At 38.8% G+C, this 25,650-nt stretch carries 24 protein-coding genes, 1 pseudogene and 1 other annotated feature; of the genes and pseudogenes, 6 read left to right on the forward strand and 19 right to left on the reverse strand.

The genetic code is table 11. From position 1 onward, the window contains the following. Window positions 1-69: 69 nt before the first annotated feature. From QFZ28_RS01085 to acpS, 5 genes are all read right to left on the reverse strand, one after another. Window positions 70-420: a type II toxin-antitoxin system PemK/MazF family toxin gene (locus QFZ28_RS01085; protein WP_034673264.1), complete on the reverse strand. Its 351-nt coding sequence runs from the start codon at window positions 418-420 to the stop codon at window positions 70-72. A gap of 4 nt (window positions 421-424) precedes the next feature. Further along, a complete protein-coding gene (locus QFZ28_RS01090; RefSeq protein WP_034673267.1) occupies window positions 425-706 on the reverse strand; it encodes a CopG family ribbon-helix-helix protein in 282 nt (93 codons plus the stop codon). Window positions 707-891: 185 nt separating this feature from the next. Further along, complete coding sequence (alr, locus tag QFZ28_RS01095; RefSeq protein WP_307193000.1) at window positions 892-2,055, reverse strand: alanine racemase; 1,164 nt, start codon at window positions 2,053-2,055, stop codon at window positions 892-894. A gap of 129 nt (window positions 2,056-2,184) precedes the next feature. Continuing rightward, complete coding sequence (locus QFZ28_RS01100; RefSeq protein WP_307193001.1) at window positions 2,185-3,195, reverse strand: LolA family protein; 1,011 nt, start codon at window positions 3,193-3,195, stop codon at window positions 2,185-2,187. A 245-nt stretch (window positions 3,196-3,440) separates the two neighbouring features. Next, entirely contained in the window at window positions 3,441-3,791 is a 351-nt protein-coding gene (gene acpS, locus QFZ28_RS01105) for a holo-ACP synthase (RefSeq protein ID WP_307193002.1), read from the reverse strand. A gap of 98 nt (window positions 3,792-3,889) precedes the next feature. On the opposite strand from acpS, the gene QFZ28_RS01110 reads away from it, so the two are divergent. Continuing rightward, on the forward strand, window positions 3,890-4,483 hold the full coding sequence (locus QFZ28_RS01110) for a rhomboid family intramembrane serine protease (RefSeq protein WP_307193003.1): 594 nt from the start codon (window positions 3,890-3,892) through the stop codon (window positions 4,481-4,483). A gap of 13 nt (window positions 4,484-4,496) precedes the next feature. Here QFZ28_RS01110 and QFZ28_RS01115 read toward each other — a convergent pair whose 3' ends face one another. The 8 genes from QFZ28_RS01115 to QFZ28_RS01150 all read right to left on the reverse strand — a co-directional run bounded on the left by QFZ28_RS01115 (window position 4,497) and on the right by QFZ28_RS01150 (window position 13,492). Beyond that, complete coding sequence (locus QFZ28_RS01115) at window positions 4,497-5,942, reverse strand: PH domain-containing protein (protein ID WP_444875320.1); 1,446 nt, start codon at window positions 5,940-5,942, stop codon at window positions 4,497-4,499. Next, entirely contained in the window at window positions 5,935-6,414 is a 480-nt protein-coding gene (locus QFZ28_RS01120) for a PH domain-containing protein (protein ID WP_307193005.1), read from the reverse strand. The genes QFZ28_RS01115 and QFZ28_RS01120 overlap by 8 nt, the downstream gene beginning before the upstream one ends. Before the next feature lie 66 nt (window positions 6,415-6,480). Then, window positions 6,481-7,443 (reverse strand): UV DNA damage repair endonuclease UvsE, encoded by a 963-nt coding sequence (gene uvsE / locus QFZ28_RS01125; RefSeq protein ID WP_307193006.1) that lies wholly within the window; start codon window positions 7,441-7,443, stop codon window positions 6,481-6,483. Window positions 7,444-7,544: 101 nt separating this feature from the next. Further along, entirely contained in the window at window positions 7,545-9,059 is a 1,515-nt protein-coding gene (locus QFZ28_RS01130; RefSeq protein ID WP_444875313.1) for a DEAD/DEAH box helicase, read from the reverse strand. A gap of 220 nt (window positions 9,060-9,279) precedes the next feature. Further along, a complete protein-coding gene (locus tag QFZ28_RS01135; protein WP_307193008.1) occupies window positions 9,280-9,969 on the reverse strand; it encodes an alpha/beta hydrolase in 690 nt (229 codons plus the stop codon). Between the two features lie 94 nt (window positions 9,970-10,063). Continuing rightward, window positions 10,064-11,443, reverse strand: a complete 1,380-nt coding sequence (locus QFZ28_RS01140) for a UDP-N-acetylmuramoyl-tripeptide--D-alanyl-D-alanine ligase (RefSeq protein ID WP_307193009.1) — start codon at window positions 11,441-11,443, stop codon at window positions 10,064-10,066. 62 nt (window positions 11,444-11,505) lie between these two features. Next, window positions 11,506-12,588 carry a D-alanine--D-alanine ligase gene (locus QFZ28_RS01145; RefSeq protein WP_307193010.1) on the reverse strand — a complete coding sequence of 361 codons (1,083 nt, stop codon included), beginning with the start codon at window positions 12,586-12,588 and terminating at the stop codon, window positions 11,506-11,508. Window positions 12,589-12,715: 127 nt separating this feature from the next. Beyond that, a complete protein-coding gene (locus QFZ28_RS01150; RefSeq protein ID WP_307193011.1) occupies window positions 12,716-13,492 on the reverse strand; it encodes a hypothetical protein in 777 nt (258 codons plus the stop codon). A gap of 300 nt (window positions 13,493-13,792) precedes the next feature. Here QFZ28_RS01150 and mgtE point away from each other — a divergent pair, with 300 nt between their 5' ends. From mgtE to gltP, 4 genes are all read left to right on the forward strand, one after another. After that, window positions 13,793-15,151 (forward strand): magnesium transporter, encoded by a 1,359-nt coding sequence (gene mgtE / locus QFZ28_RS01155; protein WP_307193012.1) that lies wholly within the window; start codon window positions 13,793-13,795, stop codon window positions 15,149-15,151. 163 nt (window positions 15,152-15,314) lie between these two features. Then, entirely contained in the window at window positions 15,315-16,496 is a 1,182-nt protein-coding gene (locus tag QFZ28_RS01160) for an FtsW/RodA/SpoVE family cell cycle protein (RefSeq protein ID WP_307193013.1), read from the forward strand. 99 nt (window positions 16,497-16,595) lie between these two features. Next, complete coding sequence (locus QFZ28_RS01165) at window positions 16,596-17,189, forward strand: DedA family protein (protein ID WP_307193014.1); 594 nt, start codon at window positions 16,596-16,598, stop codon at window positions 17,187-17,189. A gap of 126 nt (window positions 17,190-17,315) precedes the next feature. Continuing rightward, entirely contained in the window at window positions 17,316-18,593 is a 1,278-nt protein-coding gene (gene gltP / locus QFZ28_RS01170) for a glutamate/aspartate:proton symporter GltP (protein WP_307193015.1), read from the forward strand. Window positions 18,594-18,631: 38 nt separating this feature from the next. Here the strand turns inward: gltP and QFZ28_RS01175 are convergent, their stop codons facing one another. The 3 genes and pseudogenes from QFZ28_RS01175 to argS all read right to left on the reverse strand — a co-directional run bounded on the left by QFZ28_RS01175 (window position 18,632) and on the right by argS (window position 22,306). Continuing rightward, window positions 18,632-19,813: a NupC/NupG family nucleoside CNT transporter gene (locus tag QFZ28_RS01175; protein WP_307193016.1), complete on the reverse strand. Its 1,182-nt coding sequence runs from the start codon at window positions 19,811-19,813 to the stop codon at window positions 18,632-18,634. 250 nt (window positions 19,814-20,063) lie between these two features. After that, a complete protein-coding gene (locus QFZ28_RS01180; protein WP_307193017.1) occupies window positions 20,064-20,531 on the reverse strand; it encodes a DinB family protein in 468 nt (155 codons plus the stop codon). Window positions 20,532-20,610: 79 nt separating this feature from the next. Then, window positions 20,611-22,306, reverse strand: a pseudogene (gene argS, locus QFZ28_RS01185) (arginine--tRNA ligase). A 123-nt stretch (window positions 22,307-22,429) separates the two neighbouring features. Next, window positions 22,430-22,638: a binding site (T-box leader), on the reverse strand. Between the two features lie 99 nt (window positions 22,639-22,737). On the opposite strand from argS, the gene QFZ28_RS01190 reads away from it, so the two are divergent. Beyond that, window positions 22,738-22,998 carry an alpha/beta-type small acid-soluble spore protein gene (locus QFZ28_RS01190; protein WP_307193018.1) on the forward strand — a complete coding sequence of 87 codons (261 nt, stop codon included), beginning with the start codon at window positions 22,738-22,740 and terminating at the stop codon, window positions 22,996-22,998. 21 nt (window positions 22,999-23,019) lie between these two features. Here QFZ28_RS01190 and QFZ28_RS01195 read toward each other — a convergent pair whose 3' ends face one another. From QFZ28_RS01195 to QFZ28_RS01205, 3 genes are read right to left on the reverse strand one after another with little or no spacing between them, the layout of a single operon-like run. After that, complete coding sequence (locus QFZ28_RS01195; RefSeq protein ID WP_307193019.1) at window positions 23,020-23,802, reverse strand: ABC transporter permease; 783 nt, start codon at window positions 23,800-23,802, stop codon at window positions 23,020-23,022. A 5-nt stretch (window positions 23,803-23,807) separates the two neighbouring features. Then, a complete protein-coding gene (locus QFZ28_RS01200) occupies window positions 23,808-24,611 on the reverse strand; it encodes an ABC transporter permease (RefSeq protein WP_307193020.1) in 804 nt (267 codons plus the stop codon). Next, window positions 24,608-25,585 carry an ABC transporter ATP-binding protein gene (locus QFZ28_RS01205; RefSeq protein WP_307193021.1) on the reverse strand — a complete coding sequence of 326 codons (978 nt, stop codon included), beginning with the start codon at window positions 25,583-25,585 and terminating at the stop codon, window positions 24,608-24,610. Before QFZ28_RS01205 ends, QFZ28_RS01200 begins: the two co-directional genes overlap by 4 nt. Between the last annotated feature and the right edge of the window lie 65 nt (window positions 25,586-25,650).

Raw genomic sequence — 25,650 nt, forward strand, 5'->3', positions numbered from 1 at the left:
CAGAAACAAATATGAGGGCTGAGCATACGTATAAAAAAACGCCCTTTCTAAAAAGAGCGTGCATGCATGCTAAAATTCGATGAGACCTATACTTACCCGCAAGGCTTCATCCACTTTTTCCATCATTTCGTCATCGAGATGGGTTATTTTATCGGTTAACCGCTGTTTATCAATTGTACGAATCTGTTCTAAAAGTATGACTGAATCTCGTTCAAAACCGTAGCGCTTCGCATCAATTTCTACATGAGTGGGAAGCTTCGCTTTTTGAATTTGTGCTGTAATCGCTGCAACAATAACTGTGGGACTAAACCGATTCCCGATGTCGTTTTGAATGACAAGTACAGGACGGACGCCGCCTTGTTCAGAACCAACAACTGGGGATAGGTCCGCGAAATAAACGTCACCACGCTTGACAATCAAGGTATTACCCTCCGCTTACAAGACGTTCAACTGTGTGTTCTGCCTCAAATTCTGCTTGAAACATTTCCGATGCAATCGTTAAATTGATCATCGCCATTTCCATGTATCCACGTCTCATGGATTCGCGAATTTGTCTCTTTTTTCGTTCGCGTAAATACATTTTAGTTGCTTGATAAATAAACTCGCTCCGGTTAACGTTTTCTAATTTTACAAAACCATCTAACTCGGTTAAAAGATGTTGCGGTAATTTTACTAAGATTTCCGTAGTTGCGCCGGATTCAGACACAAACATACACCTCCACCATCACTACACACCAATTTTTCTATCTACCATATTTAATAATAACACTTAATGCCCAAAATGCATAGACTAATTATAATACTACTGTATTATAGACCAATCGAACTACCTTTTATGCACTAAAATTCCGCATTATCATAATTATGTTACCATTTTCATTATTAGCCCACTTATTCGTGAAGTAGATAATTTTTTAATACAACAATTTTACCACCCTGTTTGTATAGACGGGGTACTCTAGTTGAAACGATACAAGGTACTTCGTAATTGATTGTTTCTAGTTTTTTTGCAATTTCATTCACAGATATGAATTCATTATTCTGTTTACCAATTAAAGTAACTGTTGTTCCAACTGGAACCGCATGTGGTAATCTTACCATACACTGATCCATACAAATCCTGCCGACAATCGGAACCCTTTTTCCTTCAACAAGCACTTCCTGACCTTGGAGACGACGAATCCATCCATCTGCATAACCGATTGGAATCGTACCAATCCATTCTTCTTCCTCAGTCTCATACGTAGCACCGTAACTTAGCTTCTCACCCTTATCAAGTTTTTTCACATGAACAAGTTTTGAATGGAGCGAAAAAGCTTCCTTAAGCGGGAATGGCAGTTCAGGTTCAATCTCAGGTGACGGTGTTAATCCATACATCGCTATCCCAAGACGGACGGCGTTAAAATTGGCCTTTGAGAAGCGTAAAGCTGCTGCACTATTGCTGCAATGAACGTACTTTGGACGTTCCTTTAAAACAGATAATAAATCATAAAATAACTGCATTTGTTTTTCGAAATACGTAAGATCTACTTCATCTGCTGTTGCAAAGTGTGTAAATATCCCCTCAATATCCATTCGCTTATCATTCGATATCATTTGCACGACCGCTGCTAACTCTTCCTTGGTTCGGATACCAATCCTCCCCATCCCCGTATCTAACTTAATGTGAACGGAAAGTACCTTATCATGCGGGAGATAACGTTGAGCCGCTTTCACCCAATCCATTTGAAACACTGTAACAGTGATGTCAAACTTAATTGCCAGGGCGGCATCCTCTGGGCGTGTAGCACCTAAGACTAGAATGGGCGCCTCTATCCCTTTATTCCTTAACGCAATTGCTTCATCCATAAATGCTACTGCTAAATAGGACGCCCCCGCTGCGAGTGCACTCTCGGCAACATTAACGTCTCCATGCCCGTAAGCATTCGCTTTCACTACAGCAATGATATCCACTTTAGGCGGCAAAAGGTTTTTTACGGAGGCAACATTTGCGTGAATACAATCTAAATCGACTTCCGCCCATGTATCTCTATAGAAAAAGCCCTGCTCTATCATTATTCCACTTCCTAATTATCTAAAGTCACTTTTATCCTATTTTTATTTTACCTTATTGATTATCAAACTACATATTTTAATTGTCAAACATAAAAAACAGGCCCTATACAGAGCCTGCAGGCTTACATCTTATTTTTCAACTTCACCTTGGACAGTTCTTGCAATCTCAGTAAGTTCTTCTTCGGTTAAGTCGTTTGAGGCAACCATGTAATCAACACCATCCATGGTCCAAGTAATCGAGCCTTCTGAAACAGCACCAATCGTAACACCTAAATCAACTAAATCTCCTTCCACATATGTCGGTGATGTAGAAGCTTCTTTCACGGTTACCTTTTCTTGAACGAGTGTAAATGACTTTTCACCCTCATACGTTAAGACGACGCGCTTTCCATTTTGAAGCTTTACTTCTTTTTCATCCACTAATTTTGCCCCTAAATCAGCAGTAGGATATTTAACTGTAAATGACGTATCCTTACTGTCCGCCATCACAGGCAGGTTAAGGTCAGCACGAGTCATATTCTTTTTCATATCAAAATCGCTGTCATCGAAGCTTGCATTAAATTTAACCTTAGAAAACTCCACTGTTACAAGAGCTTTTCGATCAGGATCCATCACTTTTACTACCGCAGGTGATAAATCTTCCTTATTAAGTTTAATTTCTTGGGTTGGCAGCATACTATTGTTTTGATAGCGGGTTTTTGTTTCAAAAACATAATGTTCTTTTGTAGAAGAAAATTTCGCTTCTTTATCTTCAACGATGTCTTTAATTAATGATTCGTATAAATAGGCCTGGCTGCTGTTTTGCGGCCAATCACTTTGGAATTTGAAGCTCTTCTTAAGAGCAGGAGTTAATACAAATACTCCTTCTTTATTGCGCAAAATCATTTGGCTTTGGTCTTTTTCAGCATTTTTTAAATTAACACGATAGAATGTTGGGTCCTTATGCCAAATCTCCACGTTATACACTTGTGAATCGGTACCCATTTTCAATGTCATCTTCGCGTCTACTTTATAACCTGATAAATCATTTAGTTTTCCATTTAACTCTTTCACCACATCGTCTTTTGACTTAGAGCCACAGGCTGCTAGTAAAAAAACGACCAGTAACCCCGTAATCACAAGCAACAACCTTTTCTTCAATTCCTTCAACCCCTTCTTGTCTCATTTTCATATGAATATAAAGAAGACTTGTCTGTCCCGTTTCCCTATGAATATATGAGACAACCTTTTGGAATATGATAAAGGTTTGAAAGAAAAGTAAAAGCGCCTCGTTCAGCCCCGACAAGCGCTGGAGGACCTAACCATGAAGTCCGCTTTTTGACTTCATGGTTAGGTCCGAAGCGACTCGAGGGGCTAGGCGCTGGAACTAGACAGTCCGTGGAAAATTATTTTTCTTCGATGACTACCTGTGCAACAGCATATTCTCTGCTGTGTGAAATAGATAGAAATCCATTCGTGTCAGGTTTTACTATATAGGGCTTGCCTAACGAATCTGTTTCGATTTCAATATCTAAAAACGACAGTTCATTACCAATCCCCGTCCCGGCAGCCTTTGAATAGGCTTCTTTCGCAGCAAACCTTCCTGCTAAAAATTCAATCTTTCTTCGATCCGGAAGCTGTTCAAATGTCTGTTTTTCATTATCAGTCAGTATCCGGTCAATTAATTTCCGTTGTCTTGTAACAATCTCTTCAATCCTGGAAAGCTCTATAATATCAATGCCAATCCCTTTAATCATAAGCAGGTATCCCTTCTATTTAAATTTAAAAATGCATAATAGTACAACAGGACCAAAATTCAGTCTATTATATAAATAAGTCGATTCAGGAGGTTATTATGTTTACGAGAACAGAGAGTTTTCGCGAATTTATCCGTTTTTATCCAGTCGTTTCTACTATTATTGCCATCCATTTCCTATTATATCTTTTTACAGCTTTACCTATCTTCCCAAACTTTTGGTTTAAATCCACTTTTTCAGGGGTAAACCTCTACATTATGGAAGGGGAATATTGGAGACTGGTAACGCCTATTTTTATGCATGGCGGTTTTACTCATGCTTTATTTAACAGCTTCTCGCTAGTCCTTTTTGGCCCAGCGCTTGAAAGGCTGCTAGGTAAAGGTAAATTCATTTTGGTCTATCTTGTTTCGGGCATCCTAGCAAATGTTGCTACACTGCTGCTCGAACCATTAACCTATGTACACGTTGGCTCAAGTGGAGCGATCTTTGGTTTATTCGGTTATTATATTAGCATCATTCTCTTCCGTAAGCATATGCTCTCACAGCAAAACTCACAAATCATCCTTACCATTTGTGCCCTAAGCTTGATCATGACCTTTTTACAGCCTAATATTAATATTGTTGCCCACATATTTGGCTTAGTAGGTGGATTTTTACTAGGTGCTATTTTTTATAATAAAAAAAAGGGTTGAGCCATTAGTTGGTTCAATCCCTTTTTTCGGATTCCCTCGAAAACCAGGTGTAGACCTTTTTCACATCGATTAAATCCATATCGACTACACGGCCTCCGGCACCCCCAAAACCTACTTTCACGAACGCCTCAAGTGTTGCCAGATCTTTCCTTATTTGAAAATAACTTTGTTTCATTTCTAGACTTTGAATTTTATTTTTCCTCATTAACACAGTAGTCCGTACCATGGATCGATAACGAAGACTCAATTGCTGCTCTTCCAAACTCCAGCCTGCGTCCTTATATTTTAATACTCCCCAAAATGTTACAAGGGCAAGAATAATCAGCGAAAGGAGTCCCCAAACCTTGAGAAAAACAATCAAAACCACAACGAGTGGAACCACAATAAACCAGCTTCTAAAAATATAACGATTCATGGCTCTTTTAGGAACGGCCGTAAAACTTGAGGTGAATTGGTATTCGGTCAGATAAGGCCCTAAAGTCTTTTCAATGTCCTCAAGCTTAACAAGCGGAAGGAGCAATACCTTCGAGCCTTCCTTATTACTTGCTGAACCACCAGCACTTTCAACGCTGACAGACCCGTAACCCAGCCATTGCCGGACGATATTTTCATTAATCCTTATCGCTTGAATTCGTGTTAATGGAATGGTAATTTGCCTTTTTTCTAATAAGCCTTGAGAAATAACCAAATCATGTTCTGTTTTCGTGACATGGAAATTTGCGTATTTCAACATGGTCCCAAAAAGGGCAAGGATCCAAGCCATTATAAGACCTGCAAAAATAAGAACGGCTATAAAAATTAGATTGCTAACAGCCCATTGTTCAATTCCTCTAAATATCTTTTCATAAGGAATAAAGTCATCTAACTGTGATAAAAATGCCAATACAGCTGATATGACAACCCCTACTCCTCCTGAAGTAAGTGAAAGTAAAAGTAACTGTGACGGTGTAATTTTATATACGATATGGTTAGGATCTTCGTGAACAGATTCATCATTTTGTATAGAAGGATTTTTAGCACTCGCAACATATTCTTGTATATAGCGTGCCTCTTCTTTAGAGATGGCTGAAAGGACTGCCTCCGCTTCATCGTTCCCACTTCCGCCAGCTGTTTCAATCTGAACCTTTACCATCCCGCATAAGCGCTGCAGGAGCCCTTCTGAAATATCAAGACTTTGGATACGTTCCAACGGAATATACCTTTTCTTGCGGACAAAAATACCGTATTCAATTCGAAGTTCATTCTCCTCTAATCTATAGGTATAGCGCAGCCAGGATAATATACTAACCAGAATAATCCCTATAATCGCAATAGCAGAAGCCCCAAAAAGCAACAGCTTGCCACCATCGCCTTTATTCCAGATAAAAAACAGGGCGATAAATGAAAAAATAAGATCTTTTATACGTTTACCAATCGTTAATACAATCACAATGGGATGAAGTCTTTTCGGTTCAGATATCTTCATCGGCCACCCTTGCTAGATTAGAAATGAAGCGCCTTAATTCTTCCGCTTCGCTACTTTCTAATGCAGGAATTTCATGAGATGTTGCAGCCGTGTTAATAATGACAGATGCTAATTGATAGTTGCGTAAAATCGGTCCCTGAACAGTATCTACATGCTGCACTCTAATCATCGGAATAAGCGTTCGCTTAACAACAAAAATACCTTCCTGGAGTTCAACTTCTTCCTCCCTAACATCGTACCGCCAACGCCGCCATCTAAGTGATGGTAATAAAAAAATAAAAAAATACGTAGAAATAAGTTCAATACCTATTAATAAAAGCGATATCCAAAATGGACCATTAAAGATATGTAATAGATAGATCGCAATACCAGCTAAAACCCAGCTAATGAAAATTTTTAAGCTGCCTGAGATTCTCCAAACACTTAATGCCTTTACCGATATTCGTTTTTGCGGCTCGAGTATCATACTTCCCCTCCACTTCACCATGCTTTCTTTTAAGTATACACGGGAATCGATAAGGAAACATCATTGCTATTCAACGACAAAGCTCGATTGGTCTATTACATTAATTCCCTTCCGATTTCGCACGTCTTCCATCAGTTGAAAGAGAGCTGCGTCCTTTTGTTTGGCTTCTATCATGCAATGGATCTCTGGTACAGTTCCCTTTACGGAATTTAAAAATTCCAAAAACATATCCGGATTTACAAAATCAGCATGTGCCCTAAATTCCTTTTCTGAACGTGGGCTGGATATATGCATTTTAACCGGAAGCGGAGATTCCCTCCAGGTAGTGACAATTCGTTCCCAGTCCTCGAGCCACTCTACTTCTTCGTGATTAGCTAAATGATGGTGATAATCAAATATCATCGGTATTCCTAGCTTTTCACAAAGATAGAGCGTTTCTTTTAAAGTAAAGGTTGTATCGTCGTTCTCCAGCATAATCATTTTTTGAATGCTTGGCGGGATGTATCCCCAGTTATGGATAAACTGTTCAAGTGCCATTTCCTTATCCTCATAACCGCCGCCTATATGGAGAACACAACGATGTTCTGTATCGATTTCCATGCCTTTCAGCAATTTTTTATGCATGACAAGTGTCTTTAGGGCGTTTGAGAGTATCTCTTTGTTAGGAGTATTTAGTACAACAAAATGGTCAGGGTGAAAATCTATTCTCATTGGGTGCTCTTTAAGATAGTCAGCAATTCTTTTTAACGGTTCCTTCAGCGGTTTCATAAAATCCCAATCTAACAGCTCCTCGTGATTGGCCAGTGGAATAAGGCGGGAGCTTAGTCGGAAAAAGTGAATTTGATTTCCAGCGTTGTGTTTTAATAACCTCAGGCAATTCTCTATATTCGACTCAGCAATTCGCTCTAGTTTACGAATAGCAGCATCACGGTCTTTTATTTTGCTAAATTGCGCAAACGTCATCGTTTGGGAGGGGGAAGCATTCTGAAGCTCAACGCTCATTGCAACATATCCAAGTTTGACAATCATCCTCATCACTCCTAACAAACTGTTACCGTTATTATTCCCAATACACACCTGTAACATAAAAAGAGAGCATTGGACATTGTGTCCCATGCTCTCTATGATTATTATCGGTTAAAGCTTCTTGGTTTTGATTTTCCTGATGTGCGTTTTTCACCTGTTCTTGGCTTTGCAGGTGCCTTTTTACGATCACGATCACCGCCGCTGCGTTCCCCGCCGCGTGAAGAATTATAACTTCTGTTGTCGTCTCTTCTTCTACGGTCACCGCCCTGTGGCTTTCTGTCCCTCTTAGAATGCATTGGTGCTTCTTCTGTTAACTTAACCGGAGTTGTATCTGGCTCTTTTGTTAACATTTTCAATACAGCTGCAATGACAGTTGAAGCGTCATTTTCTTCAAGTAATTCGTTGGCAGCTCTTTTATAATACTGAAGGTTATTTCCTTCGATTGTTTGAACAATCTTATCCACTACCGCACGTTGTTGACCTTCTAATGCTTCATCTAGTGTAGGAGCAGTCATTCTTTCCATCTTACGCTTCGTTGTTCTTTCCAATACTGATAGGTAAGACTTTTCACGCGGCGTGATGAATGTAAGTGCCATACCAGATTTACCCGCACGTCCTGTACGACCAATACGGTGTACATAGCTTTCTGGATCCTGCGGAATATCAAAGTTATAGACATGGGTTACGCCAGAGATATCTAGACCCCTTGCAGCCACATCTGTTGCCACCAATACATCAATTGTTCCTTCTTTAAATTTCCGAAGGACTTGCATACGTTTCGCCTGCGTTAAATCTCCGTGAATCCCTTCAGCTGTATAACCTCTTAAGGTTAATGCTTCAGATAACTCATCAACGCGGCGTTTAGTCCGTCCAAAGATAATCGCTAACTCTGGTGATTGAATATCAAGAAGTCTAGTTAAGACATCAAATTTATTCTTTTCCATCACTTCAAGATAGAATTGTTCAATCGCAGGCACAGTCATTTCTTTCATCTTAACGCGGACAATTTGAGGGTCTTTCATAAACTTTTCTGCCATTCTTTGTATCGGAGCTGGCATTGTTGCTGAGAAAAGTAAAGTTTGGCGCTCTGATGGTGTAGAAGCAAGAATCGTTTCAATATCTTCAATGAATCCCATATTTAACATTTCATCTGCTTCGTCAAGGATTACAGTATTAACTGTGTCTAAGCGCATTGTTTTTCTATTAATATGATCCAATACACGTCCAGGGGTACCTACAATAATATGTGGGAATTTCTTTAATGAGCGGATTTGGCGGCTGATGTCCTGTCCTCCGTAAATGGATAAAACGCGGACTCTTTTACCAGAACCGATTTTATAAAGCTCTTCCGAAACTTGAATTGCAAGCTCACGTGTAGGAGCAATAATGATTCCTTGAATCGCGTCCTTGCTTACATCAATTTTTTCAACCAAAGGAATACCAAATGCAGCTGTTTTACCAGTTCCTGTTTGAGCCTGCCCAATCAAATCCTTACCGGCTAAACCCATAGGAATTGTTTCTGACTGAATCGGTGTAGCTTCCTCAAAACCCATTTTAAGGACAGCTTGTAAAGTTGCCTGACTTAGGCCTAAATCTTCAAACTTTGTCAATGTTTTCATTCTCCTTCATTTATATAAAAATTTTATCTATGTGCTGAATACTTATGATTCGCATCAAAATGCCGTAATTAGGTAACATCTTTATTTTACCAAAAAAAAGACATCCCTCCAAAGGAGTATGCCCTATTTTACTCGTTCTTTAGACACGTTGCTGATAATCATAACATTATTACAAGCAGATTGCAATTAATGCGGTTTTTTAACGAGTCCCATATCAGCATTACCGCTCCATCAAAAAGTCATACACTTGGGAAAATAGGGCCTCTTTTTCCTGACAGTGACAAATATGATGGCTAGAATCCTTAATATACGTAAGCTTTTTTGTTTTTGCATTAATAGTCCGGTATAAGTATTCAGCACTTTTTGGAGGGACGATTCCATCACATTCTCCCTGTGCAATTAGCGTTGGCACTTCTATTTGAGGGAGAAGTGGTTTGATGTAGGAAACAAGTCTGCGAAATTGAAAAGTCGCTTTTATGGGAGTTGCTTTTATTTTTCTTTTGTAACGCTGAAAAAATTCATTATCTTCTAAGTTTCCTTTAAATAAATCTACAATCATTGACTTAATTTCACTAGCCATCTGTTTTGGGTTTAGATAATAAGCAGCTGCACTAAGTAGTACAAGCTTGTCCACAGGGTATTTTGCAGCCAAAAGGCTTGCAATCATGCCGCCCATGGAAAACCCAATTACATAAACCCGATCACATGTTTCAATTAACTTCTTTAATTCAAACTCTGCATGTTCTATCCATTGTTGATAATGGATATCTTTAAGTGAAAGATTTTCGCCGTGACCAGGAAGAGTAGGGACACTGAATATCCAGTCCGTCTGCTTCGTTAAATACTCAGCAAGCGGCTCTACTTCATATGGTGCCCCTGTAAATCCATGAATACATAAACAGCCAATCAAGACTCTCCACCTACTTTGCTTTGAATGAATTATTTTTCTTAGTGTTCCATTAACAACGTTTAGCATACTGTCTAATTTTTGTACTTTTAAAGCTTTATTTCTGTTGTAAGGCAGTCACAATCTCCTCAAGTTTCATTCCTCTTGAAGCTTTTACAAGAACTAACGTATCGTTGTTTACATGCTGTTTCAATACTTCAATCAACTCATTTTTATCGGTATAGGAAAAGACTCTTTGTTTTCCAAGAGTTGTTCGCGCACCTTCAGCCATATGCTGTGCTAATTGTCCATAGGTGAATAACAAATCTATTTTATTAGGATTTAACCCTTCACCAATTTGCAGATGATATTGTTCTTCTTGAGGCCCTAATTCAAGCATATCACCAAGGACGAGAATGATTTTCTCATAACCCTTTAAATTTGATACTAGTTCAATCGCAGCCATCATTGAGGTAGGACTGGCATTATAGGCATCGTTGATGATTTTTTCACCATGACTCCCTTCAACTAACTCCATCCGCATGTTGGTTAGTTTAACGCTGGTTAAACCTTCATTCATTTTTTCAAATGGCACATCAAAGTAATGAGCAATAATCATGGCGGCTAGAGCATTTAATATATTATGTGTACCCAATACAGGAAGTTCGAAACTTTCAGAAGACTTATTGATTTTAAACCTATTACCTTGATCTAATTGAACAATTTCTGTAGGAAAAAAGTCATTACTGTCCGTTCTTCCAAATGTTTGAAGGTTAACATTCCCTTTATATTGATTAATTCTTTCCATCAAAAGGGGCTCGTCACCATGAAGCACCGCTAAACCGCCGTCTTTTAAACCTTGCAAAATTTCTAGCTTTGCCTCGGCGATTCCTTCCCTTGATCCCAGATCAAGAAGGTGAGATTCTCCTATATTGGTGATCACAACCGCGTCCGGGGAAGCGAGTTTTGTAAGGAATTCGATTTCCCCTCTGCCGCTCATACCCATCTCTAAAACAGCGATTTCCGTATCCTCGTCGAGACCTAAGACCGTTAAAGGCAATCCAATATGGTTATTATAGTTTCCTTCGGTCTTTTGAACTTTATAGGTGGTCGACAGCAGGGAGAACGTCATATCCTTTGTTGTTGTTTTCCCGTTACTTCCTGTTATTCCGACTACTTTTACTTGTAACTGTTTGCGATATTCTCTCGCTAATTCTTGTAATGCCACTAAGCAATCCTCAACGATAAGAATTGGTAAATGCAGGGGTGGATTCGGGACATCGCTCTGCCAAAGCGCCGCGGCTGCTCCCTTTTTCAAGGAATCCTCTACAAATTGATGACCATCTGAGTTTTCTCCTTTAAAAGGAATGAACAAGTTTCCCATTTCAATTTTTCTAGAATCGATTGAAACACCAGTGATTTCTGTATCAGCAAATGAGTTAATCTCATTTTTGACAGAAATCATTTCCGATATCTGCTTTAAGGTTCTATTTATCATGTCAATCCTCCAGTTGGTTGGGAATTTTAATAAAGACACGGCACCTAGCCGTGTCATGTAATCTAGAAGGTATATTTTATGTTTTGCTTCTCGGCATGACGTTCTTTCGCAAGATTTACCAATGTTTCAATCAACTGTGGGTACTCAACACCTGTATGCTTCCACAATAGAGGGAACATGCTAAATGGTGTGAAGCCCGGCATCGTGTTCACTTCATTTATTAACGCCTTACCGTCCTTTGTTAAGAAAAAGTCGGCACGGACAAGACCTGAGCAATCTAAAGCTTTAAAGGCTTGAATGGCCATCTCCTTAATTTGCTGGTACTCCTCTTCGGTCACATCCGCAGGTATAATTAAAGCTGTATCTCCGTCTTCATATTTCGCTTTATAATCATAAAAATCCTTCTTTGGAACAATTTCTCCCGCAACAGAACATTTTGGATCGTCGTTGCCAAGAATACCTACTTCAATTTCACGTGCTGTTACACCTTCCTCAATGATCACTTTTCGGTCAAATTGAAAAGCTTCAACAAAGGCTGCTTCTAATTCACTTCTATTTGTACATTTGCTAATTCCCACACTTGAGCCTAAGTTGGCAGGCTTTACAAAGCAAGGGTAGCCAAGCTGCTCTTCCACTTTTGCATAAACTGACTCTTTCGCCTTTTCCCATTCTGCTCGAATGAATGCAACATAATTTACTTGCGCGAGCCCTGCTTGTGCAAATACATTTTTCATCATTACTTTATCCATACCAGCTGCGGAAGCTAAAACACCATTGCCGACATATGGCAGGTTTAATAATTCCAATAGCCCTTGTACTGTTCCATCCTCACCATTTGGTCCATGAAGCAGTGGGAAAATGACATCTAATGGTTCGTTATTCTGTCTTTCACTATTGCTGAAAAGAGTTGGTGCCAATGATAAAGGTGATAACTGATTTTCATTTGAAAATTCTAATGCCTTGACATTTTCAGCAGGAGCCGTAAGCTGAGGTCCCTTTATCCACTGTCCTTCTACATTTATGTAAATCGGATGAATTTCAAATTTTTCAAGATCCAGCGCCTTAATGACCGCAAGAGCTGTTTGTAAGGATACTTTATGTTCAGCGGATTTACCTCCGTATAGTAAACCAATTTTAGTTTTCATACTAAACCTCCATTTTCTCATTCACGATTTTATTTTATCACTTTTATTATTTTATGAAACCTACAGCTTGGCTAAAAACTACCTATTCCATTAACACAAAGAAAATCTCCCCAGCAAAATGGAGAGATTAGATAACGGTAAGCTTCCATTCTTTTGTTTTTTTATCAAAGATGATTTTCGCATGACAGTTTTCAACCGAGATTTGTTGATATTCCTCGTACATATCATCCATTGAAGCAAAATCACCTATTACCCAAATTGGAATTTCCAGCTTATTGCGCTGATGATCGATATCTCGTAAGGAAATACAAATACCCTCCTTAATAAAAGGCGTTAAGGATAGGAGAATTTCCTTATTAATAGGTGGATATGTACGCTTTTTCCTAAGTCCAAGAAGTGTTTTTTCAAGCTTCAACTCTCCTAATTTAATGGAAAGCGCATGACTTAAAAGATGAAAAAAATCCTTAAAACTACGATAATATATTTTATTAAAAAAACCATCGTCGTGTGCCAAATAAACAAAACGATTCCCAAGCTTATTATAGAAGGGTAGTTTTAAGTGCTGCTTTTGATGCCCCAAATATAATATCTCGGCCATTTCCTGTCCTGTTAGTTCATTTAATCCTTCTTCTTCAACAAAGTCAATCCAGCAAAAATCACCGTATCCATAGATATCTTCAGCAGCAAGTTTATCAATTCTCTCGTCCGGACAATATTCAAGCAGAGTGTGCATATTAAAATCACTGTCTTCAAATCGATGTTTCAATAATAACAAATGATTCAATGTACCCGAAAAAGCAGCAGCAAATTCAGCAAATTCAATACCGTAGGATAGTACATACTGATCATTTTGATTTAAATGGACATAAACTAGATCCTGTATGTCTTGATGATGCTTTTTCAAAGCCAAACTCCTCCGATCAGGAAAATAATATCTATGATAAAGTACTCAGTTAAGTGCAAACCAATATTAACCAATCTTCCACTATTTTATCATTAATAGTCCAAATAGCTTATTTCAATTCTTTTACATTTCAAAAGTTATTTGTGATACTTTTGAAACAGTTAGCTTGATTACCTTGTGAATAACACATACTAGTTTTAAACTTGGTACTAGTATTTACTGCAGGATTATCAACAAATCATTTTTTACATACATGTATAATGAAGATAAAACGCACCGTTAGAAAGGAGCGTGCAACAAATGATTAAAGATATGACGCAAGACGAGATTACTCTCCATATTATTAAATTATTAAAAGAAAACAAAAAGACTGACTTTATTAGCATCCTCGAAGAATTGCAGCCTTATGATACAGCTAAAATATATGAAGATTTGCCAGAAAAGCATAAACTTCGTTTTCTTTTATTTTTAAACAATGAAGTACTTGCTGACCTGATGCAGGAACTCGAAAAAGAAGAACAGCTCGAGGTTTTAAATAAGCTTGGGATTGAGAAATCAAGTAAGGTCCTTGATTTAATGGACAATGATGATTTGGCCCTGCTCTTAAATGAATTATCACCAGAGAAAAAAGAGTCACTGCTATCTGGTATGAAGGTGGAAGAGTCAAAGGCCGTTATCGATATCATGAATTACCCTCCTGAAACAGCAGGAAGATTGATGACCAATCGCTTTGTCTGGATTCGAAGTTATTATAGTGTTAGAGAAGCAGTGGAAAAGTTAAAAACGTTTGCTGAGTTTGCTGAATCCATTAACTACTTGTACGTAGTCGATGGTGAGAGAAGACTGGTTGGTGTTGTTTCTTACCGCGATTTATTGTTAGCAGATATGAATGAAAAAATTAATAATATTATGTACGAACGCGTCATTTCGGTTTCTGTTGCCACGGACCAGGAAGTAGTGGCACGAATGACAGAACGTTACGATTTCTTAGCGATTCCCGTCGTGGATGAGGGTAATAAGCTTGTCGGCATTGTGACCGTCGATGATATTATTGATGTCGTCATCAAGGAAGCAAATGAGGATATAGAAAAATTATCAGCCTCAGGGAAATCGATTGACTTTGATACAAAAACATTTGTTGCTGCTGCTAGGAGACTTCCGTGGCTCATACTGCTTTTATTTATTGGGCTGATATCCGGCAGCATTATCTCAAGCTTTGAAAACACATTGGAACAGGTTGTCGCCATTGCCTTTTTTATGCCGATGATTGCGGGAATGACAGGTAATACGGGTACTCAATCACTAGCAGTTGTGGTGAGAGGTCTTATTACTCATGATATTGAAAAAGGAGTCATCCTTCGCTTAATTGCCCGTGAACTAGGTGTAGGTGTCACCATCGGGATTACCTGTGCCATCCTTATATCAATCATTGCTTACATCTGGCAGGGAAGCTTTATCTTAGGTGCCGTTGTCGGTGTTTCACTTTTCTTTACGCTCGTTATTGGCACCCTTGCTGGTACAATTATTCCGCTTATTTTATTTCGATTAAATATTGATCCTGCCGTTGCCTCTGGTCCGTTAATTACGACGATTAATGATATTTTTTCTTTACTCACTTATTTTGGTATTGCAACCATGTTTTTAAACTATCTCATGTAGGCACGGTCCATTAGACCGTGTTTTTATTTTTTTTGAATCAAATTTTTTACCGGAATCGTCATATTAGTAAAGGTTTTGTAATAAATTTCCTAAATATATTGTTACCAAATCTTTTCTTTGTTAGCATATCACTATACAAACAGACAAAAATTGGGTGTGGCATATGGACAATTTCCCCAAAAAAGTGGACCGCTTCGATTGGACGTTAACATTAATTTTGTTTCTATTTTTTCTCGTTAGTTGTTTAGGAATTTATAGTGCACAAACAGCTGGACAGTACGATGAAAATTTCCTAGTTAAGCAAATTTTCTGGTATGTGGTTGGAGCAGCCATCATTTCCATTACGATTCTTTTTGACAGTTTTCAGTATAAGCGGCTTTCCTGGTACTTATATGGATTTGGACTTATTTTACTTATCGGTGTCCTGGCTGCGCCTGAAAGCATTGCCCCCATTAGAAATGGTGCTAAAAGCTGGTTTATCACTCCCCTTGGTTCGATTCAGCCATCGGAATTTGTCAAAACCTTTCTCATTTTAGCACTTAGTACTGTCGTAACCCAGCATCAGGAAAAATATCTTAAGAAAACAGTTAAAACAGATTTTTGGTTATTGCTTAAATTATCTATTACCACGTTCGTGCCAATCTTCTTTATTATGAAGCAAAATGATTTAGGGACTTCGCTCGTCTTATTATCGATTTTGGTGGGATTCATTTTAGTATCGGGGATCACATGGAAGATTATTTTGCCTATCTTTAGTACCGGTGCTTCACTGGCGGTTTTCATCATTTACTTAGTCGTTCAGAGGCCTGAAATACTCGAAAAATATTTACATGTACAAGAATATAAATTTAATCGAATTTATGCATGGCTTGACCCGTTTAACCATTCAAGCAGTTCGGGATATCATCTATTGAAATCATTAAGTGCCATTGGGTCTGGACTGATAACTGGAAAAGGATTCGGCAATCGGGAAGTGTACATTCCTGAAGGACATACAGATTTTATCTTTAGTGTGATTGGTGAGGAATATGGGTTTGTAGGCGGTAGTATTGTCATCGGACTGTTCTTTCTATTAATTTATCACTTAATTAAAACGGCATTAGATACGAATGACCCATTTAATACATACGTGTGTGCAGGTATCATCTCTATGATCACTTTCCATGTATTCCAAAATGTTGGAATGACCATTCAAGTTCTTCCGATTACAGGGATTCCCTTACCGTTTATCAGCTATGGCGGGAGTTCATTAATGGGTAATATGTTTGCGATGGGAATCGTCTACAGCATTCGCTTCCATCATCGTAACTACATGTTCTCCTCCTCAAGGTCCTTAAGCATTTAAATGAAGAGCAGCGGGAAATTCCGCTGTTTTTATTTCTTTCTTGTTGAAACTATTATAAACTTATAAAGGCAACAACATTTACAAAAGTGAAGGTGAACTATGAAAGAATTTATTTTCTCTGTTTTAGAGTTTTTATCAGAGTTAGGTTACTTCGGAATTGCACTCGGTTTAATGATAGAAGTTATCCCAAGCGAAATCGTCTTAGGATATGGCGGTTATATGATTTCAGAGGGAATCCTTGGCTATCCAGGCGCGATCATTGCTGGAACAATAGGTGGAACCTTTGCACAGTTATTTCTCTATTGGGCTGGTTATTACGGTGGGCGTCCATTTTTAGAAAAGTACGGTAAATATGTTCTTATTAAAAAGAAGCAAATTGACCTATCCGAAGAATGGTTCCGAAAATATGGAGTAGGCGTCATTTTCTTCGCAAGATTTATTCCAGTTGTCCGACATGCGATATCCATTCCTGCTGGGATTGCTAAAATGTCCGCGACAAAATTTACACTTTATACGGTAGCAGCGGTTATTCCTTGGACTATCCTATTCCTTTATTTAGGACATGCGTTAGGGGAAAATTGGTCGCATATTAAAGAATATGCTGCACAATATACAATGCCTATAATTATCGGTGCCGTTATTCTTGGTGTCATCTACTTCTTAATAAAGAAAAACAAAGAAAACAACTACTGATTGATTTCGGTGGTTGTTTTTTGTCATTAAATCTTCATTTGACATTTAATAAGGTTAGAAAATACAATAGACAACGTGGGTGTTTTCTATCGAAAACAATAGATATATGTCGAAAGGATTGATTTTTTGAAAAAATTTGGTTTAGCTTGGCAAATTTTAGTCGGATTAATCCTCGGGATTGCTGTAGGTGCTATATTTTACGGAAACCCTGAGGTGCAAACATATTTACAACCAATAGGTACCATCTTTATCCGTTTAATCAAAATGATTGTTATCCCAATTGTTGTAGCCTCTCTAATCGTTGGGGTAGCTGGTGTAGGTGATATAAAAAAGCTTGGATCTTTAGGTGGTAAAACGATCCTTTATTTTGAAATCATTACTACCATCGCAATTATTATCGGATTAGGCGCAGCCAATCTCTTTCAGCCTGGTACTGGCATCGATATGGACAATTTAAGCAAAAAGGATATCGGCGGATATATTTCTACAACAGAACAAGTGGAAAGCCATAGCTTCGCAGATACATTTGTTAATATTGTTCCTCAGAATTTATTCGAATCACTCGTAAAAGGCGATATGCTTGCCATTATTTTCTTTTCTGTCTTCTTTGGTCTCGGAGTCGCGGCCATTGGTGAGAAAGGGAAACCAGTTTTAGCATTTTTCCAGGGAACAGCAGAAGCCATGTTTTATGTAACGAACCAAATCATGAAATTTGCTCCTTTCGGGGTTTTTGCCCTAATCGGTGTAACAGTTTCCACCTTTGGGGTTTCTTCGTTAATTCCCCTAAGTAAGTTAGTTTTCACCGTATATGGAGCAATGATTTTCTTTATTATAGTTGTTTTAGGTTTAACGGCTAAGCTTGCCGGAATTAATATCTTTAATCTTATTCGTATTCTTAAAGATGAACTAATTCTTGCTTATTCAACAGCAAGCTCTGAAACTGTACTGCCTAAGATAATGGAAAAAATGGAACGCTTCGGCTGTCCTAAGGCTATTACTTCATTCGTCATACCAACTGGGTATTCATTTAACCTTGATGGTTCTACGCTTTACCAAGCTTTAGCAGCGGTATTTATCGCACAAATGTATGGAATTGATCTTTCCATCAGTCAGCAAATCTCACTTATGCTGGTACTTATGGTAACTTCAAAAGGGATTGCTGGGGTTCCGGGTGTTTCGTTCGTTGTTTTATTGGCTACCTTGGGGTCAGTTGGGATTCCACTCGAAGGCTTGGCATTTATTGCTGGTATCGACCGAATCTTAGATATGGCTAGAACTGTAGTAAACGTAATTGGTAACTCGCTGGCTGCTGTGGTCATGTCAAAATGGGAAAAGCAATTTGATTCAGAAAAGGCCGAGAAATATATTAAAGAGATTCGTGACGTTAAACCTGTTACTGAATAAGAAGGGGGCTGCCTGGAATAAATCCAGGCAGCCTTGTTTTATAGCATAACGCTCGTTATTGCTGCTGTTAATAAGCTTACGAGTGTTGCTCCGTATAGTAATTTTAGTCCGAACTTTGCTACTTGATTCCCCTTCGCTTCATTCAGACCTTTTACTGCACCCGTGATAATTCCAATCGATGAAAAGTTTGCAAACGATACTAGAAACACTGAAATAATTCCAACTGTTCTATTTGATAGAGAGTCTGTGATCTTTACTAAATCCATCATCGCCACAAATTCATTTGATAATAATTTGGTTGCCATAATCGTACCGGCTTCCACCATATCGACTGCAGGTATTCCAACGATAAAGGCAAGTGGTGCGAAAATATAACCTAAGACCATCTGGAAGCTAATGCCGAAGATAGCCTCAAATACATGATTAATCATACTAATTAAAGCAACAAAACCGATTAGCATGGCTCCCACAATAATGGCTACCTTGAATCCATCCATAATATATTCCCCAAGGACCTCGAAGAACGTTTGTTTTTCTCCTTCTTGAATATTAATAATATCTTCTTCCGCTGGAACCTCATAGGGATTAATAACGTTGGCAATCATAAATCCGCCAAATAAGTTTAATACCAAGGCAGTAATCACATATTTCGGATCGATCATCGTCATATACGCCCCTAATATTGAGGCAGATACCGTGGACATCGCTGACGTACATAATGTATAAAGGCGGTGTTCAGGTATATAAGGGAGCTGTTTTTTTACAGAGATAAACACCTCTGATTGACCGAAAACAGCAGAAGCAACGGCATTATAGGATTCTAATTTACCTAAACCATTTACCTTACTTAAAACAATGCCAAGATAGCGAATGATGATAGGAAGGACCTTAATGTGCTGTGCAATTCCGATTAACACAGAAATAAATACAATCGGTAACAGAACGTTTAGGAAAAATGGTCCAGCACCTTCATTCGCCATTCCTCCAAAAACAAAGTTAATTCCCTCTGCGGCGTAACTTAAAAGATGGTCGAACAATGTAGCGACTGCTGTAATAATCACAAATCCAACCTCAGTATTAAGCAGCAAAAAGGCAAAAATCAGCTGTAATACAAGCATAGTGACAAGCGGTTTAACCTTAATCATTTTCTTATTGTTGCTTGCGATATAAGCTAATAAAAAAATGATAACGATTGCTGCTAGAAAAAGTAAATACTTCAAACAAATTCCTCTCCTATTCTTGATGTTCTATCAGTTATGTAAAGAGATAGAAAATACTATTAATTTCGACAGGTATCGACATATCCTGAATCACCAAAACGAGTATAATGGTACCGTTTACTTCTGTCAATTGATTGAAAGATAGTAGTAAAATTCAGGTTTTTCACTTTTTTATTATTCCATCCCTCCTTTTTCTTACTCTTTTACAAAAAAACATCCACCCGAAAAGGTGGATGTTTAAAGGAATTATCTATCTATTTTTTTCAGTTTCAATAACACGTTTCATTGCTTGAATATGTCCCAAGTGCAAATTCTCGTGGAGAAGAACAAAATTAACAAGCTCACCAAAGGTTTCCTGACCTAGGAATGGCTCCTTCAGCTTCACACTGAGGCTTTCAACAGGAATTTCCTTCATTCGATTTAATTGATCTTTTAACTGACTCACCAAGACAGCAACAGAAGGAACATCTCCTTGCCAGTCTGCTGGTTTCGTCCCTCTTGCAAATAGTTCCATATAGCTTACTGGTAAATTAGTTGAACTTTTGGGAAAACCAAATAGCAAACTTTCGGTCGCTGTTAACACATGTCCAACATGCCAATGAATGTTGTTGTTAAATCCTTTGGGTTGTACATCGATTACATCCTTGTCAATAGCAACCACATTCTTGATAAAGAAACTTCTTGTTAACTCCATATTTTTAAATATAAGTTCGCTCATCTCTTCTTCCTCCTCTTTTTTAACCCTATACACTTCTTCATTTTATACCAAATTAACCCATTCTTTGAACTATTTTATCTTACATTTCTTCTGGAGCTTCAATTCCCAATAATCGCAAACCTTCCTTTAGAACAATTGTCACAGAATAGACCAGTGCTAAGCGTGCCTGTTGTTCAGCGTTGTCTTCAAGGATCTTAACATCTCCATAATATTTATTAAAAGCTTGTGCAAGGTCAACGATATATTTGGCAATTTGGGATGGGTCAAAATTCTCATATGCTCTTTTAATCGCCATTGTAAATTCAGTAAGCAGGCTTACAACCTTCCATTCTTTTTCCCAGGATGGGGAAGATATTTGGTCAGCATGCTCTATTTTCCATTTAGCTTTACGTAAAATAGAGCAGGCGCGGGCATAGGTATATTGAACATAAGGTCCTGTTTCCCCTTCAAAACGCAGCATTTCTTCTAGTGAAAGTTCGATATCATTCATTCTAAAATTCTTTAAGTCATGGAACATGACCGCCCCTACCCCTACCTGTTTCGCTACCGCGTCCTTGTTTGTGAGGTTAGGATTTTTTTCTTCAATATTATGTCTTGCCATAGTGATTGATTCATTTAGTACTTCCTCTAATAAGACGACCCTTCCCTTTTCTAGTCGACATCTTCTTTCCATCTTTAAGCATCATTCCGAACGGAATATGGACCATATTATTTGCCCATGCGTATCCCATCTTTTCTAACACAGCCATTAATTGTTTAAAATGAAGGCTCTGTTCATTGCCAACGACATACAGTGACAAATCAAAGTCATAGTTTTCTTTACGGTAAAGGGCTGCCGCCAAATCACGCGTTGCGTAAAGGGTAGCTCCATCGGATTTTTTAATTAAGCATGGCGGCAACTCTTTGTCTATTAGTTCGACAACTTGAGCCTGATCAGATTCGATTAGCAACTGTTTTTCCTCTAGAAGCTTAACGACACGGTCCATTTTGTCATTATAAAAAGCTTCTCCTGCAAAGGAATCGAATTGGACATTCATCAATTGATAAATTCTGGAAAACTCCTTTAAGGACTCATCCCGGAACCACTGCCATAGCGAAGTGGCTTCCTCGTCACCGTCTTCGAGTTTTTTAAACCAGTTTCTTCCCTGTTCCACAAGTGAAGGATTACTTTCTGCTTCATCGTGGAACTTCACATAAAGCGTTAATAATTCCTTAATAGGGTTCAATTTGACCTTCTCTGCTTCTCCCCAAATTTTATAGGCAGTAATGAGTTTACCGAACTGAGTGCCCCAGTCCCCAATATGGTTAATTCTAATTGACTTATAACCGCATTTTTCTACAATAAACGCTAAAGAGTTACCTATGACGGTTGAACGCAAATGACCCATCGAGAACGGCTTGGCGATATTGGGAGATGAGAGGTCAATGGTTACAGGGCGGTTTTTTCCTATATCTAAGGCACCATAGTTCTCCTGCTGCTTGATAATTTCAGCAACTGTATCTTCCGAAACCAATTTTTTATTTAAGAAGATATTGATATAGGCCCCGACCACTTGCACCTTTTCAATTGTTGCTGATTGGATTTTTGTACTTAACTCATGAGCAATAAGAGCTGGCGATTTTCTTTTTACTTTTGCTAAGGTAAAACAAGGAAAGGCTAGGTCACCGTGCTGTTGATTTTTAGGTTTTTCAATTAGCACTTCTAGATCTTTCACTGGGATTTCATGGTCTAGTGCTTCGAATAATATCTCTGCAAACGCCTGTTTATACTTCATTTTTAAGACCTCCTAATTCTCTCTTTATCCAGCTTTAGCGCCTAGGGGCTCGGGGTCATAAGTCGCCCCTGCCCAAGGCACTTCAGCTTTTCGTTTAAAAACAAAAAACTCCCGTCTCTATGTTGAAGAGACGAGAGTTAACTCGCGGTACCACTCTACTTGTTCCAAAGGAACCAGCTTGGCTTGTTAACGGAGGACTACTCCGGTTTACCCTACTGTTTTCAGGCAAACATCTCAAAAGTGCGCTTCATTCTCTTCTCCATACCAGGCTCCCACCGTCCCTGACTCGCTTCGACATCCCAGAGAACTACTCTCTTTTTCATTGATTTTTTCCGACTTGATTGTAGTTATTATACTGGATAAAAAAGGATTTATCCAGTGGATGCTGATTATTTTTCAGATTGGGCATCCTACCATAAAGGAGGGATAACATGGCCAGAAGAAATAGAAATAAAATTCTCGTCCCTGAGGCTAGGAATGGTTTAGATGCGTTAAAAGCTAAGGTTGTCAAGGTGCAAGATCCTGAAAACGCCAAATTTGAGGCCGCTGAGGAGGTCGGTGTTCCTTTAAAGAAAGGTTACAACGGCCAGCTTACTTCACAGCAAGCTGGTAAGGTCGGCGGCAGATTAGGCGGAAGCATGGTCCGTGAGCTTGTCAAAATGGCACAGGAAAATATGGCTAAAAAAAGGTAAGCAGCGGTCCCCGCTGCTTTCTTATGAACCGGTTGATCGATAATGCCTTACCCCAACTTGCCAGACAAGAAAACAAGGAAGAATAAAGAGGCTCCCAGCCAGAGGAGTCAGCATATAAAGAATCTCATCTCCCTTTGTTTTTCCGAGAATAAACAATAACGGGAGGTAATTGACGGTGCCAAAAGGGATGACATAGGTAAAGAATCGAGCTACCCATTTTTGATAAATATTTAACGGGTATTGAGCCATTTCTCTGCCGCCATCCGTAAAAATATTTGCCACCTCCAGACCTTGTACCGTCCAAAAACACATCGTCGCAGCCAGCATATAGATGCCTGTGAAGATTAATACACCGCTAGTAATCATAAAAATCAGGGTGACTGCCTTTTCTAAGCTCCATTCAATAGAGAGATTATTTATAGCCCAAATTAGTACGATAGCACTTTGAAGCAACCTGCCTATCCGCGTAAATTCAAATTTCGAACCGAGTACCTGAAGGAATGTGCTTCTGGGTCGTACCAGAACTCGGTCGAAATCTCCCTTAATGATTAAACTTGAAAAAGTGTCAAATCCGCGTGCAAAACACTCACTTAACGAAAATGCCATGTGAATCACAGCAAAACAAAGCGCAACTTCGTAAAATTCCCAGCCTTTTATTTGTCCAAATCGTTCAAACAAAAAGTAGAGTCCTGCAAAAACCGAGAAAGGGATGAAAAACTGCCCAATTGATAAAAGCCAAAATGATGTGCGGTATTGCATTTGTGATTTAAATAAAATAAGCAAATATTTAAAATAAAGACTCATTCCGATTATCCCCCCTGTACGACCACTCTTTTTAATACGCTGTTCAGCGCTAATTTTCCTAACCATAAGAGCCCAAGAAGATATACTAGTTGAATAAAGACACCTATTATCGCTTCACTTTGTGCAATATGTCCGGAATAGACCCGGAATGGAAAATCAGCAGTCCAACGAAAAGGCAGGATATAAGCAATTTTTTGCAGCCACAGAGGCATTAGCGGAATGGGAATAATCAAACCAGCAAAGAATTCTCCTGTAACCCCGAATAGTAAAAGCGAACCCATTGGAGATAAAGTCACAAAAACGGAAATATATAAGAACATTGAAATCGCAACTAAGAGCAATAAGCCTAATAAAAGGGTAATGACAAATAATATCAAAGTGATCGTATTTGGAGGAAATGTCATGTTGTAGGGTTTTGGTAAAAAGAAAGCAACTAGTAAGATAGGATAAAAGCGTAATAGCGCGCTGGATAACCGCTGCGCTAGGAGTTTCGCATACCAGAAGCCATACAAACCTGTTGGCCGGCAAAGTTCATAGGCAATATTGCCACTTGTTATCAGGTCAAATATTTCGTTATCACGAAACCAAAGCATAATAAACGCAAGAAACGCCTGCTGCAGCCAAATATATGTAATTAATTCTTTTAATGAAATTGGCGGTGTTATGGAGGAGTGCTCGTAAAACGCTTGAAAAACCATAATTGAAATAAATCCCCAAAAGAATTGGGTTGCTACTCCAGCAAGTGCAGCAGAACGATACTGCATACCAATTAACAGCCTTAGTTTTAGCACCGAAGCGTATACCTTCATATTTGGAACTCCTTATAAAGCTGGACGATAATATCTTCAATGGGCTGTGATTCGATCGTCACATCTAAAAGGTCCACCTTTTTGGATAGTTCGGTAATAACTTCCGAAGTAAGGATTTGTTCTGTATCAAGCTTGAGGACAGCGTGTTCCGGAGACCAGTGGATGATGGAGGTCCCAGGTATAACTATAGAATTAGTGTTTTTACGATAGTCTGCCGTAATCGTCTTATGCGTTCCAAAACGTTTTCTCAATTCCTCTATTTTCCCATCATAGAGCAAACTGCCTTTACCAATTAAAATCACACGGTTGGCCAATGCTTCAATATCATTCATATCATGGGTGGTTAGGACCACTGTTACGCCCTTTTCTTGATTGATAGTCTTGATAAACTGTCGGACAGCTATTTTTGAAACCGCATCGAGTCCAATCGTTGGTTCATCTAAAAATAGAATCTGAGGATTATGTATAAGTGAAGCGGCAATTTCACAGCGCATTCGCTGGCCTAAACTAAGCTGCCTGACCGGAGAGTTGATGATGTCTTTTAATTCTAATGTTTCGATGAGCAGGTCTAACGTAGTTTTATATTCTTGTTGTGGGACGTTGTAAATATCCTTCAATAGCTCAAAAGAATCGATCACTGGAACATCCCACCAAAGCTGCGAGCGCTGACCGAATACGACCCCGATATTTTTTACATACTCGACCCGGTTCTTCCATGGTATGAAGCCCATAATATTGCACTTTCCCCCATCAGGAACTAAAATGCCGCTCATAATTTTAATCGTTGTCGATTTACCGGCACCATTCGGGCCAATGTAACCGACAATTTCACCCGGCTCAATTGTGAAAGTGATATCTTTTAGGGCGTCCACAATCGTATGTTCCCGGTAAAAAAGTGCCTTGGTGGCTTGCAGCAATCCTGTGGAACGCTTTGCCACTTTGAATGATTTTGTCATGCCTTCTACCTTTATCAAATTTTTCCCCTCCTTTTTTGTCACAGAGGAAAATAATATCACCCCAAATGGATGAGTGTCAAGAA

Source organism: Neobacillus niacini, assembly GCF_030817695.1.
In the GTDB taxonomy this organism is placed as follows: domain Bacteria; phylum Bacillota; class Bacilli; order Bacillales; family Cytobacillaceae; genus Neobacillus; species Neobacillus niacini_F.

What these genes read in the sequence shown, in the direction of transcription:
- QFZ28_RS01195 (WP_307193019.1), bottom strand. Translation starts at nt 23,802, where the DNA reads ATGAGTCTTTATTTTAAATATTTGCTTATTTTATTTAAATCACAAATG.
- alr (WP_307193000.1), bottom strand. Translation starts at nt 2,055, where the DNA reads ATGATAGAGCAGGGCTTTTTCTATAGAGATACATGGGCGGAAGTCGAT.
- QFZ28_RS01145 (WP_307193010.1), bottom strand. Translation starts at nt 12,588, where the DNA reads ATGAAAACTAAAATTGGTTTACTATACGGAGGTAAATCCGCTGAACAT.
- uvsE (WP_307193006.1), bottom strand. Translation starts at nt 7,443, where the DNA reads ATGATTGTCAAACTTGGATATGTTGCAATGAGCGTTGAGCTTCAGAAT.
- QFZ28_RS01110 (WP_307193003.1), top strand. Translation starts at nt 3,890, where the DNA reads ATGTTTACGAGAACAGAGAGTTTTCGCGAATTTATCCGTTTTTATCCA.
- QFZ28_RS01130 (WP_444875313.1), bottom strand. Translation starts at nt 9,059, where the DNA reads ATGAAAACATTGACAAAGTTTGAAGATTTAGGCCTAAGTCAGGCAACT.
- QFZ28_RS01180 (WP_307193017.1), bottom strand. Translation starts at nt 20,531, where the DNA reads ATGAGCGAACTTATATTTAAAAATATGGAGTTAACAAGAAGTTTCTTT.
- QFZ28_RS01165 (WP_307193014.1), top strand. Translation starts at nt 16,596, where the DNA reads ATGAAAGAATTTATTTTCTCTGTTTTAGAGTTTTTATCAGAGTTAGGT.
- mgtE (WP_307193012.1), top strand. Translation starts at nt 13,793, where the DNA reads ATGATTAAAGATATGACGCAAGACGAGATTACTCTCCATATTATTAAA.
- QFZ28_RS01140 (WP_307193009.1), bottom strand. Translation starts at nt 11,443, where the DNA reads ATGATAAATAGAACCTTAAAGCAGATATCGGAAATGATTTCTGTCAAA.
- QFZ28_RS01120 (WP_307193005.1), bottom strand. Translation starts at nt 6,414, where the DNA reads ATGATACTCGAGCCGCAAAAACGAATATCGGTAAAGGCATTAAGTGTT.
- QFZ28_RS01190 (WP_307193018.1), top strand. Translation starts at nt 22,738, where the DNA reads ATGGCCAGAAGAAATAGAAATAAAATTCTCGTCCCTGAGGCTAGGAAT.
- QFZ28_RS01200 (WP_307193020.1), bottom strand. Translation starts at nt 24,611, where the DNA reads ATGAAGGTATACGCTTCGGTGCTAAAACTAAGGCTGTTAATTGGTATG.
- acpS (WP_307193002.1), bottom strand. Translation starts at nt 3,791, where the DNA reads ATGATTAAAGGGATTGGCATTGATATTATAGAGCTTTCCAGGATTGAA.
- QFZ28_RS01160 (WP_307193013.1), top strand. Translation starts at nt 15,315, where the DNA reads ATGGACAATTTCCCCAAAAAAGTGGACCGCTTCGATTGGACGTTAACA.